At 37.3% G+C, this 17,410-nt stretch carries 13 protein-coding genes and 1 pseudogene; 2 read left to right on the forward strand and 12 right to left on the reverse strand.

Annotated features, from left to right (window positions below):
• Nucleotides 1–5: 5 nt before the first annotated feature.
• Nucleotides 6–1,007 carry a LacI family DNA-binding transcriptional regulator gene (locus tag ACXAGL_RS06830; RefSeq protein WP_474990555.1) on the reverse strand — a complete coding sequence of 334 codons (1,002 nt, stop codon included), beginning with the start codon at nt 1,005–1,007 and terminating at the stop codon, nt 6–8.
• A gap of 256 nt (nt 1,008–1,263) precedes the next feature.
• Nucleotides 1,264–2,076 (reverse strand): AbaSI family restriction endonuclease, encoded by an 813-nt coding sequence (locus tag ACXAGL_RS06835; protein WP_474990557.1) that lies wholly within the window; start codon nt 2,074–2,076, stop codon nt 1,264–1,266.
• On the opposite strand from ACXAGL_RS06835, the gene ACXAGL_RS06840 reads away from it, so the two are divergent.
• Nucleotides 2,017–2,157: an AbaSI family restriction endonuclease gene (locus ACXAGL_RS06840; RefSeq protein ID WP_474990559.1), complete on the forward strand. Its 141-nt coding sequence runs from the start codon at nt 2,017–2,019 to the stop codon at nt 2,155–2,157. The two genes, ACXAGL_RS06835 and ACXAGL_RS06840, sit on opposite strands and share 60 nt — an antisense overlap.
• Before the next feature lie 111 nt (nt 2,158–2,268).
• Nucleotides 2,269–2,592: pseudogene (locus ACXAGL_RS06845) on the forward strand (family 1 glycosylhydrolase); the annotation flags it as partial.
• On the opposite strand, the gene ACXAGL_RS06850 reads toward ACXAGL_RS06845, so the two are convergent.
• From ACXAGL_RS06850 to ACXAGL_RS06895, 10 genes are all read right to left on the reverse strand, one after another.
• The gene (locus ACXAGL_RS06850; protein ID WP_474990561.1) at nt 2,495–2,776 is read right to left on the reverse strand and encodes a family 1 glycosylhydrolase; all 282 of its coding nucleotides are present in this window, start codon (nt 2,774–2,776) and stop codon (nt 2,495–2,497) included. The pseudogene ACXAGL_RS06845 and the gene ACXAGL_RS06850 sit on opposite strands and share 98 nt — an antisense overlap.
• On the reverse strand, nt 2,706–3,305 hold the full coding sequence (locus ACXAGL_RS06855) for an RNA polymerase sigma factor (RefSeq protein ID WP_474990563.1): 600 nt from the start codon (nt 3,303–3,305) through the stop codon (nt 2,706–2,708). Before ACXAGL_RS06855 ends, ACXAGL_RS06850 begins: the two co-directional genes overlap by 71 nt.
• 220 nt (nt 3,306–3,525) lie before the next feature.
• Nucleotides 3,526–6,039: a DEAD/DEAH box helicase gene (locus tag ACXAGL_RS06860; protein WP_474990565.1), complete on the reverse strand. Its 2,514-nt coding sequence runs from the start codon at nt 6,037–6,039 to the stop codon at nt 3,526–3,528.
• A 1-nt stretch (nt 6,040) separates the two neighbouring features.
• Complete coding sequence (locus tag ACXAGL_RS06865) at nt 6,041–8,353, reverse strand: site-specific DNA-methyltransferase (protein ID WP_474990567.1); 2,313 nt, start codon at nt 8,351–8,353, stop codon at nt 6,041–6,043.
• A 289-nt stretch (nt 8,354–8,642) separates the two neighbouring features.
• Nucleotides 8,643–9,365, reverse strand: a complete 723-nt coding sequence (gene istB, locus ACXAGL_RS06870; protein WP_474992347.1) for an IS21-like element helper ATPase IstB — start codon at nt 9,363–9,365, stop codon at nt 8,643–8,645.
• Between the two features lie 17 nt (nt 9,366–9,382).
• On the reverse strand, nt 9,383–9,745 hold the full coding sequence (locus ACXAGL_RS06875) for a hypothetical protein (protein WP_474990569.1): 363 nt from the start codon (nt 9,743–9,745) through the stop codon (nt 9,383–9,385).
• Nucleotides 9,746–10,036: 291 nt separating this feature from the next.
• On the reverse strand, nt 10,037–10,279 hold the full coding sequence (locus tag ACXAGL_RS06880) for a helix-turn-helix domain-containing protein (protein WP_474990571.1): 243 nt from the start codon (nt 10,277–10,279) through the stop codon (nt 10,037–10,039).
• Nucleotides 10,280–10,437: 158 nt separating this feature from the next.
• Nucleotides 10,438–12,339, reverse strand: coding sequence for a DrmB family protein (gene drmB, locus ACXAGL_RS06885; RefSeq protein WP_474990573.1), 1,902 nt, complete (start codon nt 12,337–12,339; stop codon nt 10,438–10,440).
• Nucleotides 12,336–15,866: a helicase-related protein gene (locus ACXAGL_RS06890; protein ID WP_474990575.1), complete on the reverse strand. Its 3,531-nt coding sequence runs from the start codon at nt 15,864–15,866 to the stop codon at nt 12,336–12,338. The genes drmB and ACXAGL_RS06890 overlap by 4 nt, the downstream gene beginning before the upstream one ends.
• 17 nt (nt 15,867–15,883) lie before the next feature.
• A complete protein-coding gene (locus tag ACXAGL_RS06895; protein WP_474990577.1) occupies nt 15,884–17,407 on the reverse strand; it encodes a DrmE family protein in 1,524 nt (507 codons plus the stop codon).
• Nucleotides 17,408–17,410: the final 3 nt, after the last annotated feature.

A 17,410-nucleotide genomic window follows, 5' to 3' on the forward strand; every position in this document is an offset into this window, starting at 1 on the left:
ACTCGTTAGACGGAATCCCGGACCATCAGCTTCGGCTCGAAGCGGTAGAACGGACTCATCTGTTTATCCTTCTTCTCGATCTTATCCAGCAGAAGCTCTGCGCCCATCCGTCCCATTTTGAACGTCGGCTGGGCGACCGTTGTAATCGACGGGGTATAGAAGCTTGCGAACGATACGTCATCGATGCCGATGATGGCGAGATCCTCCGGTACCCGTAGACCTTTGTGCTTCACATATTTCAAAACTTCGATCAGTACGAGATCGTTTCCGGCAAGAATCGCTTCCGGCGGCTGTTCCGTCTGCAGGAGCTTCTCCAGCGCCTCCTGCATCTCATCCTGATCGGCGCTGACGATGTATTCCTCCTCAACGGCCAGACCGTTTTTGCGGAGGGCGCTTCTATACCCTTCAATCCGCTCCATCCTCGGTGTGACATGATTGAAAATCGATGTCGTCATCAGGCTGATCCGTTCGTACCCCTTCTCAGCGAAGTGGTCGACCGCAAGCTCTGCCGCCCTTTCGTTATCCAGCATAACGGCGGTCACCGGCATCTCCTCCACCTTCCTGTCCAAAAAGACGACCGGATAGGACGCATCCAGCATCTGCTGGTACAAGTCGCGGTTATCTCCGGTAGGGAAAATGATAAGCCCGTCCACTTGCTTGGCCCGGAGCATTTCGATGTAGTGCTTCTCCTTCACCGGATCATCATCCGCATTACAGATGATCGTGTGAAAATCCGCACCGTGACAGGCGTCTTCAATCGCTCTCGTCACTTCTGTCGTAAAGTTGTGCAGGATGTTCGCCACGATGACGCCGATCGTCTTCGTCGACTTCTGCTTCAGGCTCCGGGCGACGAAGTTCGGCTGATAGCCAAGCTCTTCAATGGCCTCCTGGATACGTTTCTTCGTTTTTTCTCCCATGTAGTCATAGCGTTTATTCAAATACTGCGAAACAGTACTTTTAGATACTTCTGCTTGTTTCGCAACGTCTGCGATGGTTATCTTTTTCATTGGAATCTCCACATTTCTGTTTTACTAAATCGGTTTAGTAAATCGATTTAGTTGTATTATAGATTTTTTGTAAGCGTTTTACAAGGGGGTTCGTGGATATTTATCTAAATTAATTGAAAATTAAATTGTTCCTTTTACAAATAGAGGATGAAAATACAGCATGAACGACTTTAATTTGAAATATATGATTAAAAGAGGATATTAGGATAAAAGGGGAAAGCATCCCCTGCTTTCCCCTTCCAAAAAATAAAGTCCATCATCTATGTCCAATTTCAACCCTGTCGCTTACCCGTTCATAACGCATAAACCGGCTGTCATCCGGAGAAATCCCGGCCAACTGGTAGACTCCCACGAACCGGTAGCGGTGAAAACCGAGGTTGTCCTTGTATTTTGCAAACACCGCCCGTTCCTGTCGGGACTCCACCTCTGTTTGATACGTTTCTTTCCGCCCGGCTACAATCTCCTCATCTTCATGCGACTCATCAATATAGGACCAGTCATCAGCAAGGACATTCAGCCAGCCCGCCGCTGCTGATTTTGTCTGCCCTTGGTCAACGATTGAAAGCTTCGGACACCAGAGCCACATGTTTTCACGTATCCGAAAATAACTGCGCTGGTACCTTTTCGCGTTCTTTCCGAAAATCGTATTGGCGATATCTTGAAAGGTGATGGAATCATAGATGGACAGATGCGACTGCCTCCGGCAAAGCTCTAACTCTTCTTCATACGTATGCCAATGCAGCGGTTCTTTTTCCATCTGCTCACGAATACGATCCGTTACTTCAACAATACTCGCATGCAGGGCTTCTATAGACAGCGTGGCATCCAAACGGAACACTTGGAAATTCCCGATATCCTCTTCCTTCACTGCTGATAGGATGTCGTCCATCCGCAATCGATCCTGCGTTTGATGGTTTTTATGAAAAGCTTCATCCACTTCTATCCCGATCTGCAGCTGTGGGAAATACAAGTCCATCAGCGCATAGCCCTCACGACGCTTCACATACTGTTGTTTGCTCGAACGAAAAAGAAAGACTATGAAAATTACATCCTGACAGCGATCTGGCACAAGCTGGACAATCTCAACCTCAAACCCGTCACCAGAGGAGGAACTGAAATGGACTATTCATATCCGGAAGGATTTCTATGAGGAGCCGCATCCTCCGCCACACAAACCGAAGGGGCTTCACAGGAAGGCGGGAAAGCACAGAACATCTGGGATTACTGGTATACCATCGAACCGGAAAAATTTTTTCACGATCAGCCGCGCCGTATACAGGCGAAAGAACATCCGGTATCCAATCCTGCTCTTCCTGAGCATTTCTTCGATCCGTATGTATGGGCGGATCGCCGGATGAATCCATTCAGAGGTTGGGAAATCTATGAAAAGGGACTCTATGATATTGCGTTGAATATAAAAGATCATTACAACAACATTCCGTGGTACGTCGTAGAAAACGGCATGGGTGTCTCAGAGGAAGAGCGCTTCATGGATGAGAACGGTGTGACTCATGATGATTATCGGATCGAATTCCTCCAAGAGCATTTGAAGTGGCTCCATAAAGGGAGCGGGGAGAGATCGAATCCTGAAGATGCAGAGGCTTATCAAGATGATTGAGGTTGATTATCGGCCGGATGCCTTTTTCCAACAGTTCATCAATAAGCGATTGATAAAACTGGACCACTTCCGGATTAACGTTACGGCCGTCCGGAATGAGGCGCGCCCATGACAGGGAGGTGCGGAAGGAGTTCATTCCAATGTCCGCCATCCGCTGGACATCTGTTTTGAAATGCTATCTCTCGGTAACTAAAATCCGGATAATCATATATAGTCTTTAGCGGCTGCCTTTCCGAATCAGATAGTAATTTATTATTAAGGATTTCTTCCATTAGTGTTTTCTGCACAACTTTTTCTTCAACATTCACAGGTTCATCAGCTATATAATCAGCCGTTTGTTGTTGAAGAGGCAAAAGTGTTGATTCAAAAATTCCTCGCTGTGTCTTGACCTTTCTAGTAATATCGATAGCCCTTCTATGCAAAACCAGAACAACATATTCGAAAAAATAAAAATCACCATAATAATTATAACTATCTAGTAGCTTATATACTTCTTCCATAAAAATACTTAGAAAATCATCGGCCTCTATTCTTTTACCTGCCCATCTCCTACCCAATGGCAAAGCATTCATTTTAATAGGGTATTCAAGTCTATTTAATACCTTTTCAGCATTTTCCTCATTACGATCATAGGCATAGAGTTGCCATGATTTTTCTACGCTTAATATATAATTAAACAATTTTGGTTTACGTGCCCAAAGTCCTTCTTCTTTCTTTCAATAAACGTTTTCTTCTGTAACTTTCCTTTAGTAACTAAATTCACCTTTCCTTCACCTCTTTTTTTGGATTAGAGACTGAGTCTCTTTGGTGAGGTACTTGCAAAATAGGTGAAAATAGGACATGAAAAACAAAAAAAGTTAGCTATCAGGAAATATCCTTAATAGCTAACTTTTATAATCTCTATATAGCATCGGTATTAAATATAGTATTTAAGTGTCCATTTGATGTAACTGTCAGCACCCTTTGCCTTATGATGTCGTCATTTAAATCCAACCTTTTTAATCGGTTACCTACCTTTCTAATAAGTTCAATTCTTCCCAAACTCGCCCAATGTGTATCTGCATATTGGGCTAATCCAACCGCTTTAACCCAATTATCTTCTAAGTCCTCCCTATGTGGTTCTAGTATATCTATTAAATACTCTTCATTTTCTTTTCTCACAACAATGAAGTCAGGGTACAATGGTTTATATTTACTGCTTTGTATATATGGTATAGATAGTGACCAATATTTTCTATCATAATTCCTAATCCAAGTGACTACATTTTCTTTATCTATTTCTTCTTGTATAGTATCGAATTCCCAACTGTTTAATTTTGTAATAAATTCACCCTGATCATCGACGTAAAGGTGCTTCTCGACTCTTCTATTTTGTGGGTGTCCTTTTTCTAAGTTCACTAATATTTTTGATGGGGTTAAGAATTCATTATCTTCAGGAGTTTTGGCCTGTTCCCGAATTTTATGATATTTTTCTTGTTCTGAACTCCTAAGTTTTCTTATACTACTCTTATATCTATCAAACAAATCCTTTAGCCTCTGTTTACAGACTTCTTCAATTTCATCAAACACTTCTTTATGCTGCAAAGTCAAAAACAATTCTAATTTAGCAATATTAGGATTGCTTCTCTCATAGTATTTTGACCAATAATCCATATGAAGACCTTCCCCGAGTCGTTTTCCACATCTGGTAAATAATTCTGAGATATTAGCATCGGATATTTTCACCTTAACAGGTTCACCTGGTACTGCCTCCCAAACTCCTTGTTTTACCACAACAGGGGTTATGTATATTTCATCAGCTTCATTAAGTTTATAATCAAATTCAGCATCAGCTTGTCTTAACTTTTCTTTAAAGGAATGTATTTTTCCTACAATAAGTTCTTTTGACTCATCTAATGCACCCGCATCGATGTTATGAAAAGATGTTAACAATCTAGATAACTTCATAAGCCTTCTTGCATAGGAGGTTTTTCTAGCGCTATCGATTTTATAAGTCGGTATTCTTTCAATAGCTTTAATTATTTCCTCATTCTCACAAGATCTTTTATACAACTTTTGATTATTCCCATCCGTCATATTAGTCGGAGGAACTACGTCAGAGTCTGCCTTCATGTATTTAATTACGTCATTAAGCCCTTCTCGGTCATAATAAGGCAAGTATAAAGAGACAGAATTTAAGGCCTCTTGTCCCTCAATTCTTCTAGCAAGAGGTGTCCTCACCATCCTACCTATTAACTGTGCAATAAGCGTATGATCCTGTGCTTTTCTAAAGGACATCATAACTTCAGCCCTGGGACAATCCCATCCCGTTGTTAAACTCATTTTAAAAAACACAAACTTTATCCTGGTTTTTTCTTGTATGCGTGATGGTTCAATCTTTTTAATTTTTTTGTCACCCACTGATATATCAACATCTTCTTCGAAACAATGTGCTATTTCATCTTCGTCTAGTGGACCTACTACTTCTTCAAGACCATCAATCACCTTTTCAAGATCAGTTTTAGAAATAGAAGTTTCACTTCTATCTTCTACCTGAATAATCATAGCAGGTGACTGAGGTTCAATACCTTGGCTTGTAGTATAATTGTTCCATTCTTCTTTCATTGCTTTCCATTGTTTAGCGGCGGCAGATAGTAAGGTCCAATCGGAAAATTCTTCTACCTCAGGATGAAACAATACAATTTGGTCTTTTAATAACCCAGAATTTCTGACTTCTTCAGGGTTTACTTGAATAATCCTAGGGATTCGTCTATTTGTGTACTGTTCAGTACCATGAAGAACATCTAAAAATCTTTCAGGTGTTGCAGATATACCAAGGATCATCTTAACCGGTTCAACACCCTCGGATTCATCACCCAATATCAACTTTTGAACAATTGTTCTAGATAAGTTCTTCTCTCTTGTAGTTGCATTCATTCCTCTGTGTGCCTCATCTATAACTAGATAGAATTTATCGCCATATTTATCTGATGTATTCTGTATAGTTTCCCATATAGTAAAAGCCCTACTATCCCCTTTTGTAACCAATATTTTATCTTTACCTAATTTCTGAGTGTTTATAAAATAAAGCTTGCCGGAATCAAAGCAATCCTGGTCGAATTCAGGACCAATAATTTCTATATCGTTTTCTCTTATTCTGTCAGAAGTATTTAGGATTTTCTTTCTTGATTGTTCATTTAACTCGGGTTGGTCAGAAAACCAAAGAAAAACTGCTTCCTCTGATGGTATTTCATCAGTTCCTTGCAAAATATCTTCAATCAGTGATGTCGTAATTACAGTTTTACCAGACCCGGTGGGAGAAGATAAGACTACTGCCTGCAAGCCACCTTTAAGAACCTCACCCTTGGCATTCCTCAATTCTTTGAGAAGTTCAGACACTGCTTCCTCTTGGAAATCTTTTAATCCTATGTTCATTTTATCTCCCCCTCGCGAATCTGTTTATCTCAAAATTCTTCAGGTAATTTTTATATAACATATAAACATTCTTGTTACTTATCTCATCTTTCATATCAAAAAAGGCTTCCTCCGAATTACTAATAATGAATATATAGTCTATATTCATTTCTTTTTGATTTAATTTAGATAAGAATTCACCGAAATATTTTTCTCTAAATAAGATAGCAAATGAAGAATCTCCTTCTCCTAAAAAGTAATTTTCATTGCAATCAACATCTGGTAACTTACCTTTTGCACCCGATATCATCCAGAGAATAGGAAGTAAGGATTCAAATTGCAGACCTAAAGCAACCTCATCTGAATCTAAAAAATCTAACTTAAAGTAAGATATATTCGCTGAAAACCCTTCTGAATACAACTTCTTACTTTCTTCTTCAAGATAAATGGGACCAATCTCTTCGTTGATTGCAGCCTTCATCTTTCTAAAATCAGAAGGCTTTTGCACAACTATATATATATCTTTCACTTTATTGTGTTCCCCTAGTTCAGCTAAGAAACTTTCAAAGGAATCAGGATCAAATAAAATACTCGCTTCGCTATTTTCATCAACAAAATACTTGGTATCACCTTTTATTTTTGATTGAGGCACACCATCTATAAGGGCGGCAATTTGTTTTTTCTTTGTAGCATTGAGTTCGCCTCCAACAAAGCCCAATTGCTTAATTGATCGTGGTTTTTCCCTAGTTATATATTTACCTGTTAAATATTCGCCTTCTATCTCCGTTCCATCTTCTCGTCTTCCTAAAGTGACATTCTTAACTCTTGGAAACGTTACTGACCTACAAATACCATTTCGTTCCCATTCCTCTTCCCCTGGGTAAAAACCTTCCTCTTGCAACCTCTCTGCTTCTTCTCCAGAGACCTCATTATTGGTTACCAATATACATTGATGGTTGCTGTCTAACTCTTCGTTCAACATCATGACTGAATGTAGAGTAGTACCACTACCTGCAAAGAAATCTAAGATAACTGCATCTTCTCTATTTCCGACAACCGCTTTTATACAGTCCTTCACTGAATAAATAGATTTAGGAAAATCAAAACTTGCATTATTACCAAGGATTTTATTTAACAATTCCGTACCATAAGTACTCGCATCTAATGTGGATTTACTCCATACAGTTTTTACTCTTCTTGATTTTTTCTCACGAAGCGTATAATAGACTTGAATACCGTAACTTTGTTCCCTAGCTTCTAATTTTCCTTCTTTAATTGCTTCCCTCGTCCTTGTCACACCATAGTGCCAGTTTTTTTCCCTTCCATCTTCATCAATGGGCCATATAGTAACTATATCTCCTTCTTCTTCATAAGACGGTTCCCCACCTAAAGGTAGAGAGTCTCCTGCCCCAATAACTTCTAACGTCTTTTTGTTAACAAATATAGGATAGAACTTCCTCCACCTTTGATGCCTCATTGATCCGCTACCAGTCCTTCTGAGATTCCTAGTTTCTCCACCAATAGCTTCTTGTAAGATCTCCTCTTGTATAATTTCTCTTCCTTTTGGAACCAAAAATATTGCGTACTCATTGGTCTTTGCGAAGTTCTTACCTCTCCGCCCCCTCCGATTATGTTCAATAGTAATTATATAATGATCGTATTCTGGAAATATCTCTTCTAGTAAAGTGCCAACGTGATATAGTTCATAATCATCAATGGTAAGAATTAAAACTCCATCATCTTTAAGTAGTTGTTTGGAAAGTGTTAGCCTTTTCTGCATCATTGATAACCATTTACTATGCCTATAAGCATCATTGTCGTCCACATAATTGTTATTATATTTCCAGTCACGTGCCCCGGTGTTATAAGGAGGATCTATGTAAATACAGTCTAATTTTTTTGGATAAATGTACTCTAGCAATTGTAAAGCGTGGTAGTTATCAGATTCTATGAGAATGTGGTGTAGTGGATCTTCACTATTGATAACTTCTCCCTGTTTAATTAAAGATGGAAAAATAGGTTCCCCAAACCTTTTTACAACAGTAACCATCTCTAAAGGAACGGTCTTAATTTCTTCGTTCATTCCATCTTTTAATTCAACTTCATTACCGTTAACCCCTGCGACTATATAAGTATCACGCATATTCCCTGTTTTCATAGCTACTACTGAACCTTTTCTTACAGTTGCACTAAAAATTGGTACCACTTCAGGTATATGTTGTTCAAATACCAAACCAAATTGTTTACCTGTTTTTAATTTTCTTATTTCTTTCATGATAGTTTCACGAAGATTCATATCAGGTATCTGGTCTATTTTATCTTCCAAAAGTGCCATAACAACTCTCCTAACCATGAAAATAGTCTGTATTTCTTGTAGTCTATTATAATACAAAAATAACTATTTTTTACATAAGAGTTATATTATTTAAATTTTTTCTACAATATACCTGAATTAACTAGATTGTCTAGGAAACATAGGACATAAAAATGACTACCTATAATCACAAAAAATTGTGATATAAGTAGTCATCATAATTCTGAATTGAACTGAGTTTCTGAGGGTTTGTCAAGGGCGTTTAATTATATACAAAATCGTCGGGTTAAAATTATACAAATCTACCGCCTTATTCGGCAGACATGGCTTTCATCCTGAAGCTTGGACCGTCAATTGAAAATACCCTTGAGTGGTGAAGCAACCCATCCAATATTGCTGTCGCAATAATTCCGTCTCCCAACACTTCTCCCCACTGGCTAAACGTCTTGTTGGACGTTAAAATAATAGAGCTATTCTCATATCTCCGGCTGATTACTTGAAATAAGTAATGGCCTCCGTTATCCGATAGATATAAGTATCCCATTTCATCGATAATCAGGAGGGAGGGCTTAGCGATTCCCCTCATTTTCTTATCCAATTTCCCTTGGGCATCTGCTGTCTCTAGTGACGTAACGAGCTCCTGTGCTGTCATGAAATATGTCTTCAAACCTTTACTGATTGCCTCGAGGGCAATTGAAACCACAAGATGTGTCTTTCCCACTTCAGGAGGCCCAAGAAAAATTAAATTCTGGTTTTGTTCGATAAAGCTGAGATTCATGTATTCTTCGATGTCCCTTTTCGACAAACCGTTAATACGTTGAAAGTCAAACGTATCTAAAGTTTTCTTAAAAGGTAAGCGAGAAAGCTTAAGTAGAGTTTGTCTACTTCGCTCTATTCGTGCTTGATTCTCCAATTCTAATAGTCGCTCAAGAAAGACGTGATATGGTATATTATCTTTAGAAGCTTCTTCCGTGAGGGTACGCCACTCTGATTGAATGGTAGATAATTTAAGTGAATCACAGTATGTATCAATGACTTAATTCATCACTTTCACTCTCCCTCTCGAAGAAATTGGTCGTAGACGCTTAGTGGGTGAACAGCGACCTCTATATCTGATGCAGCGTGGAAGGTGTCAGCCTTTAAACGCTGCTTTTTTCTTATCTGTTCGGAGAGTGATAGGATCTTATCATCCTTTGTATAAGCTAAAATGGCTTCCCCACGATGAAAAACAGTGATCTTCCCCTCATTTGTTTCCTTAAAGATTACTTCTTGCCCCGCATAAGGGGAGTTCATGAGTATTTTCCGAGCGTGATAATTCATGACGCCGTCTTTTCCTATCTTTCGATAGGTTAGATAACTCACTTCATACTTTGTTGGAAGAGAATCGAGAGATTCTTTCATCCAAAGTTCCACAGGCTTTCGTTCTGTCGTAGAGTGAACACGTCTAGAAGAAATTCCAGCCTCTTAAGGTATAGCCCTATCCATGCTACAAATTTTTATGATGTTCAGAAATCGTCATTAACAAATCATTTATGGCAGTTTCTTTAGTTATTGCCTCAGCTTTAAAGTACCGATTTTGGTAAGTAGCCATTGCCATACATTGATCCCCTTGCAGAACCTCAATGAAGATTGGTGAACATTTAATCTTAAGGTATACGTACTCTTTAGAAAATATGTATGCTCCCTCCCTGATTGAATGACATATTAATCCGGCGTTTTATCGATCTCTACTAGTAACTTTCCAGGAGACACCTCAAGAACATAAGCAATCCTATAAATTACAGGTATTCTAGGACTCCTTACCCCACGTTCAATAAAACTCACATAGGTCCGGTCAATCCCTACCTGAAAAGCAAATTCTTCCTGAGATAGTCCTTTTTCCAATCTCAAAGCCTTGATCTGCTTCCCTACAGCTGCACGAACTTCTTTATCATATTCTTTATCCATACTGAAATCTTCTAATTGTCTATAGAAGACCACCACGTACGGAGAGTCACATATTTTCTTATCACTAAATAAAAAAAGAGAAGGGTTTGAATACACCTTCTCATTACACCAATTATTATTTCAAACCAGAAAGTATATAGACTCTCTAAGCAAGGGACTTATACATCTTTAAATAAGCCTATTTTTTCATCTATCAATAACGCTCTATCTAAGAATAAATTAGCTGATTCACATGAAGTTTCCGGTAAATAAGTACAACTATGACATGAAGCCCCATTTATATTATTTACTCCTTGCCCTGTTTCTCTGCCTACTTCTGAACATACAGGGTCAGCGCTACACCACCTTGCTTTATCTAACGCCCGTGTTATAACTTTAAAGAACGTCTTATGGTTTCCCATTCTTACAAGTCCCCCAAGTGTACCGTCTATATCTCCAGAAGAAGTATAAATAAGGATACCTGCCTGATCTTCGTCTAAGTATAACCTTTCTTTAATCGATGCTGTATTATAGCCAGCCATTAAAGCAAGTTCATTAATAATTGTATGAGCTAACGTATGGAGCATTACTTGAGAAGGCGTTTGAAACATATCGAATAAATAAGATTCAGACCTTTCCGCTTGGGTAAGCATCCTGTTAAAATGTTTTTTCACCACAGGATCACTCTCCCAGTCCTTCAAGGCACCCTTATCTAATGTTAGGAACACACCTTCTCCATAAACTTTATACGCAGGCAACCAGTTATTTTCTTCTTTCTCAGGTTCTTTGAATAACATATTTTTACCTTTATTGACTTGTTGGACCCTTAGGTTGCCGCCATCAATCTTAAGACGGTTAAAGCCCGTAAGCACCATTGTCTCTTTTAATTTAGTTACTTGGTTGATCTTACAGAAAAAACTCTCTAATACGTTAGGTGAATGATCCTTTTGAACCCAATCTGTTTTAATTTTTAAGTTCTCATTATTTATTTCTGAATTTAATGTGTCAAACTCTTTTCGACGAAGAAGGTATTCAATACCTTCTATATTCCTCTCTTGAGATGTATCAAATTCTATTTCACCTTCAATAAATAAAATAGCGAGTTCTATGTCATTATCATCAAAATCTTCTAACAAGGAGGGACAGAATTTCTTAGCATATTTAATCTTATCTCCTATTGTCTCCTCCCCTGTTATGTTTAGGAAAGAGGATGTAATATAGTTCCTCTCAAAAATGTTAAGTATCTCTTCAACTTGTTTATTTCCTCCAGGGATATAAATGGCGCTTAATTTATTCGGGAAGTATACATTAATTGAATTCTTAAGAACGGCAACAGGATATGAGTTACATGGTTCATGTTCTTTCTCTGAACCATACCATGGCTTATTACCAGGACAATTAAATAATTTGTCTGAGTCATTTAGCATTTTACTGAGCTCGCTTACTCCTTCTTCCTCGTGCTCAGTGGCATTTCTTCTAGACATAATGCCTCTTAGAGACCGCTCTTTACTACAACCACATGTGATTTTAAGTGAATCCAATGTAGCTCCTCCAGTAGAGACGATTTTCATTAATTCATTGCAAGTAGTATTTTCACCTTTATGAACCCACTCTTTCCATGGAAAATCTGCCAAATGACCATGTTCACAAACTATAACAAAAGGTACTTGTATCATTTTACTTTTCTTATTACACCCTTTACACATAAGCCAACTTGACCTATGAGAAAGCTGTGCTTGGTGAAGAGTTTTACAGTATTGACAATACTGCCAAGTTGGGAACCTTAAAAGAGGAATATATAGATCAGTATTAGATTGATGGTTTACTAAATCATCACCCGAAAAACGGAAGCTTTCCCTAAAATCAGGGGGCATCAATAATTTATCCACCTTTAATGCTGACCTGAGCCTGGGCTCCACTATTTCAAATTCATTCATATCCTGTGCTTTATTATTATGAATATCATAAAACCATTTATCTAATGAACCTATTAATGCCGATTCACCCGTTGGACTTATAACGAGAGATCCCGGGCCGAACGTAGTAATTAGTTGACTACTCCTTAAAGGAATATGTTTCATGATAACAAGTCCTCCCAGGTACTATTTTGCTCATCTTCATTCATTGTTTGATACAAAGATACGATTAAACCTCTAGCTTCTGAGTCAACGCTTCGAAGTGAGTTGATCATAGGCAAAGAGTTTTTCTTCAATGCTGGAGGAACTTTCTTTCCTGCTGGATACATATACCCCTCTATATCTCTGTCAACTTCCCATGAATTATACGCCCCTAATTGTATATTTTTCAGGACTTTTTTAAATCTCTCCTTTAATTCATCTTCTTGTTCTCGATCTACAAATTTAACTCTATCTACCAGACGGTTATAAAAAGGAGCGATTTTATCCTCTATGTGTTTTTCTATTTCTCTCCAGTCAGGAGTATAAGCTATATAATGAGTGAGTTTTTGACGAAGGAAACCAACAATAATTGCTTGCAAACCTTTATCTAAACAAGCGTCGGAAAAAGGGGTCACACTAGTGGGCTCCACTTGTGCGTAAAGACGTTGATGATACTCCATAAAATGCTCAAAATGCGATTTATCCCTTGATTTTGTATTCGAATATAATGTGAAGACAAGCCCTGGACGTTCGCTCCACTTTCTTCCTACACGCCCGCTCACTTGAATATATTGGGCGGTCATTTTTGGCTGACCGACAATGGCCATAAGTGATAAACGATCAATATCCACACCAACTTCAATAATGTTGGAAGCCATACAGAGATCAATTACTTGCTTATCTTTGTAATCCTTACTTTTATCATAGGATACCTTCATATCATCAATCGTTTGGGCGATTTCATTACTTTGCTTTCTCGATGTTAATTCAAGAGAATTATTTATATACCTTATATCTTTTATAGTTCCTTTTCTTCTTACTATAGAATTTGAATACTGTGGTATATCAGTTTGGGTTAATGTGAGTCCTCCCCCTAATTCTCGAAGCGTATTATAAAAAGTAAGCAAGGTCCAGTAAGGATCCCTTTCATTTTCATTAATTTCAGATGATGATTGCAGAATAGATGAGAACGTCATAACTTGCGACATCATTAACTTAACATTTTGAGTATAAACACCCACATATTTTCTGCCTGGCATCGGAATTTCAGCGGCTTCATCATAATAGGCAGGTGAAGCGAAAAAAGAATCTTTGTTGTCTAACCCTGGACTCGGGAATAGCCTTGCCTGACTTCTGCCAAACAATGCTAAAGCTTGTTCTTTAAATTGATTGATAGTGGCAGTAGCCGATATAATCTTAGGTTTAATTATCTGTCCCTGAATATTTTGTAAACATAATTCCTCTACCAGAGATTCAAACAACCCCGCCAAAGTCCCTAAAGGACCTGATATTAAATGCAGCTCATCCTGTACAATCAAAGATGGAGGACTTACAACTCTTTCTCCATTTCTTCCGAGACCAAACAATGATCTGGCCTCTGGTTTCCAAACTAATTGTACAAATTTATCGATTGTTCCTATTAAAAAAGTTGGCTTGTTCTTATAAATCGATTCATCAACAATATGAATCGGAAGATAGTTACTATAAATACACTGTTTATCAGGACAATGTAGAACTAATTCTGAGTTATCTGGATTTAATTTATAGCCCAAGTAGTGTTTCTTCTTGCTTTTCTCTTCTTGGTAATATCCCATTTTCGCTCCACACCACGGGCAACTGTTCACTATAAATTCTTGAGAGTCTTTAGATCGCTTCCTTAATTTTTCTAATTGCTGTTTTGCACTACTAATCTTATTCGGAGTAGTCTTTGACCCTACCCAGATTCCAATTGAGAAAGGAACATCACCTAGAATATCGGAGTTTGATTTCCTAATATACTCTAGTGCACATATAAGCCTGGAAGACCTCTGGAATTGATCAGCCGTTAACAACCTTAGTGTATACCTCATTATTACATCTACCCCGGCATTTTCAGGGTCTTTTATCCGTCTATATATCATTTGGAATGCAGCTGCCCCTAAATAAGCTTCAGTTTTCCCGCCACCGGTAGGAAACCATATAAGATCTACAATTTCTCTATCTTCTGAGTTTTCATTAACAAAAGAATCTAAAGACATTAAGATGAATGCAATTTGAAATGCTCTCCAAGAATTATCGGCATTTACTAGTTCCTCTTCGCTCATCACATTCTCTTTATATCCTTTAGTAAATTTTATTCCTTCGACATTATAGTAACCATCTCTTGAATTCACACCATTTATTTGTTGCAAAAGAACTGCTAAGTTTGCTAATTTGAATGCCTTAAATACATTTTTATCCGCAAGGAGTTCTAAGCCTTTCTTCATTCTTCTTAGTGATTCTTCGCATTTGTTTATATGTTTTAAGCCCACTTTCTTTAAAGGCTCAGGGATAGAATTAATTTCATCTTTCTTAACATTAATCCACATGCTGTACCCTTCAATTAATGGTTCTAATAAAACCCTTGGGTCCTCACTTGAAGATATACCAGCTAAATCTCCCATTTTAATCTTTAATTCAACCTTTTCATTTTCTTTTTTCACAAATACATTCGGAGTCATACTTAATGACTCATATTCAGGCATAAATGTTGTGGAAATATACTGGATTGTTTTTTTATTTTGCTCCCAGTAAGTTGAGCATCCATGACCAAAAGCATAAGTATATTCATTTCTATACAATAATTCAGTAGAAGCTTCTACCTCGGTCATGGTTTCTCTTAATTGATAATCTTTCGGGTAATAAGAAAAATTAAAAGGATTTGAGGTAGCAATGGAAATCTGTGATTGAAATAATATTTGCTGTTGATAATTAATACTATTGTCATTCGTGGTACGATTGGTTAAGCTGATAGTTACAATATACTTATCGTTAACTTCTCGAATCCTACCCTGTATTTGCATATTTAAATGGGTAATTTTCTCTCCTTTAACATTAACCATTTGTACATCATGCTTTGCTTCTCTTTTTATGATGAATTCCTTTATGTCAATTACCCATTCTCCACATACCCCTTCACGCAACCACCATTTATAAGACTTTTGACCTTGGCTTTTCTCATATACATTATGAGGGTAGTAAGTACCCCCTTCTACATTAACCTGCAAAAAGGGAACTTCTTTATCAATACAGAAAGTAAGGCCCATTGTCGAAGGAAGAAAATCATCAGATTGAGAAAATAATTCTGTCTCTCCATGTTCCTCAGAACTTTCTTCATTATCTGTATCAGTAATAGCATCTGCAACAAATTCGTTAACTATATTAGTTTCTTGATCATTCTCATTTACTATAGGCATTTCTATTGAAGGGCTATGGGAAGCATTAGACTTTAAAGGATACAACATCCCGCTAACATATCGTTGACTGGGAAGCTCTCGCTTTAAGACCTCTTCCTTTGTGTCGCCAACCTTCCAATAATGAGGCTTATAAAATTCTTCTCTAGTGTCAAAGGTGGTATTGCCTGTAGGTTTAAACTGAACATAATGATCACGTATCTGGGAAGGGCCTATAATTTCTTCCCTTACATTCCTTAGCACTTTGTCTCTATTTTCTAGTGAGCCGTTAAGTTTCATAATCAAGTGCCTCCTCATTAATCAACACACATAATTTTCATAACATACGAAGCAGGGATTTTTTTCTTTTTTTTATCTATGAAAACAATTCTTTCAATATTAAAAGACGCTCCATCAAATTCATTTGAGTTAAATGTAAAAAAACCATTCTCTTGGAGATCGACACTTACACCATTAGATAGTTCACTCACTAACCTCCTTGATATAATATTACCTGCTTTAATATGTGCTCTCCTTATAATCTGCATTGACTCAAAGATTTCTTTTGCATCATTCGAACTAAATTTCAAAGCAGGTAATAATTTATCTAATTCTTTAGGGCAAATAGAATCTTCACTGCACCAAAACCTCACAGAATTTGGTGCTGAAGTTTCCATTTTGTATTTCCTGGATAGAATATCACTTACGGTTTTGACCCCTTGTTTCCTAACCGCAGATCTCAACCTTTTTTTCCAGCGGACTTGCAATTCCCTAAGAAATACAGCATCTTCTTTCAAAACATCTTTATCAGCTATTTCTGCGATTAATCTACTTTCCCTCTCGTTTCTTATAACTATAAAGTTATCCTCTTCGATACTAGTAAATTTTTTTTGATCAACAACCTGCTTATTACTCTCTGAGTAAACTCTAACGCTGGCATCAGGTGGTATAAAAATAACCCTGTTATTCTCTAGCATGACAACGTTTACTTCTACTACACGATCAGATGCTTCATTGTTAACTTTCACTCTTTCTATTAATGCATTAACCACTTGCTCATGTGAATCATCTTTAAATAAGGTTATCTCTTTCCTAGCGTTAAGACTTTCATTTAAACAAACATTATTATAGATAGTACTGTATGTGTTATTACCTGCAATAGATCCAAGAATATTATGAGGTTCAAATCCGTTAGCGAAAAAATCATATGATAAAAAATAGGTTTCCTTACCTCTGAAATTAGTTTTTGCTGAAATACCAAAGTAATCCGGATTCCCTATGTAAATTATTAAGTCAAATAACTCCAGGCTTCTTCTTAAACCACTATAAGTTAAAAAAACAACATTAAGTGCTGATAAGCTCTCATGATTTTTAACGATTGACTTATCGCTTTCGCTTAATGCTCCTTTCGAAACAATAGCAATTTTCAATCCCATATGTTTTTGTATTGGTTTTAACAGGTTTTCTATGCTCTCGTATAGAGGGTTATAGCTGATCTCTGAAATATCCTTAAATAAAATAGCAATATCTTTACCTAATGAATCAAAAAGCTCTGGAAAACTTTTTTTGATTTGTAGAAGATACATTTTCACTTCTTGTTGAAGGTCTTCATTCATAATGTCTCTATAAGGTTTCAAACGGGTTATGATTTTATGTGTGAATTTTTTCATTAAGGTCAAAGAGCTTAATAAATACTCATCTCGTTCGTAGTTAATTTCAATTTCCTCTTTGAATTCATTAAGTCTCATCACTAACTGATATAAAGAATCATTACTTACATGACGAAAAAATATCTTGATATTATTTACTTTATAAAGTCTGTTAACATCCTCCATAGTCATTCC

The organism is Halobacillus sp. ABA4_118 (assembly GCF_056160205.1).

Excerpts from the sequence above, each read along its gene's own strand:
- ACXAGL_RS06830 (WP_474990555.1), bottom strand. The coding sequence starts at position 1,007 with ATGAAAAAGATAACCATCGCAGACGTTGCGAAACAAGCAGAAGTATCT.
- ACXAGL_RS06850 (WP_474990561.1), bottom strand. The coding sequence starts at position 2,776 with ATGGCGGACATTGGAATGAACTCCTTCCGCACCTCCCTGTCATGGGCG.
- ACXAGL_RS06860 (WP_474990565.1), bottom strand. The coding sequence starts at position 6,039 with ATGAACATAGGATTAAAAGATTTCCAAGAGGAAGCAGTGTCTGAACTT.
- ACXAGL_RS06865 (WP_474990567.1), bottom strand. The coding sequence starts at position 8,353 with ATGGCACTTTTGGAAGATAAAATAGACCAGATACCTGATATGAATCTT.
- ACXAGL_RS06880 (WP_474990571.1), bottom strand. The coding sequence starts at position 10,279 with ATGGATAAAGAATATGATAAAGAAGTTCGTGCAGCTGTAGGGAAGCAG.
- drmB (WP_474990573.1), bottom strand. The coding sequence starts at position 12,339 with ATGAAACATATTCCTTTAAGGAGTAGTCAACTAATTACTACGTTCGGC.
- ACXAGL_RS06890 (WP_474990575.1), bottom strand. The coding sequence starts at position 15,866 with ATGAAACTTAACGGCTCACTAGAAAATAGAGACAAAGTGCTAAGGAAT.
- ACXAGL_RS06895 (WP_474990577.1), bottom strand. The coding sequence starts at position 17,407 with ATGACTATGGAGGATGTTAACAGACTTTATAAAGTAAATAATATCAAG.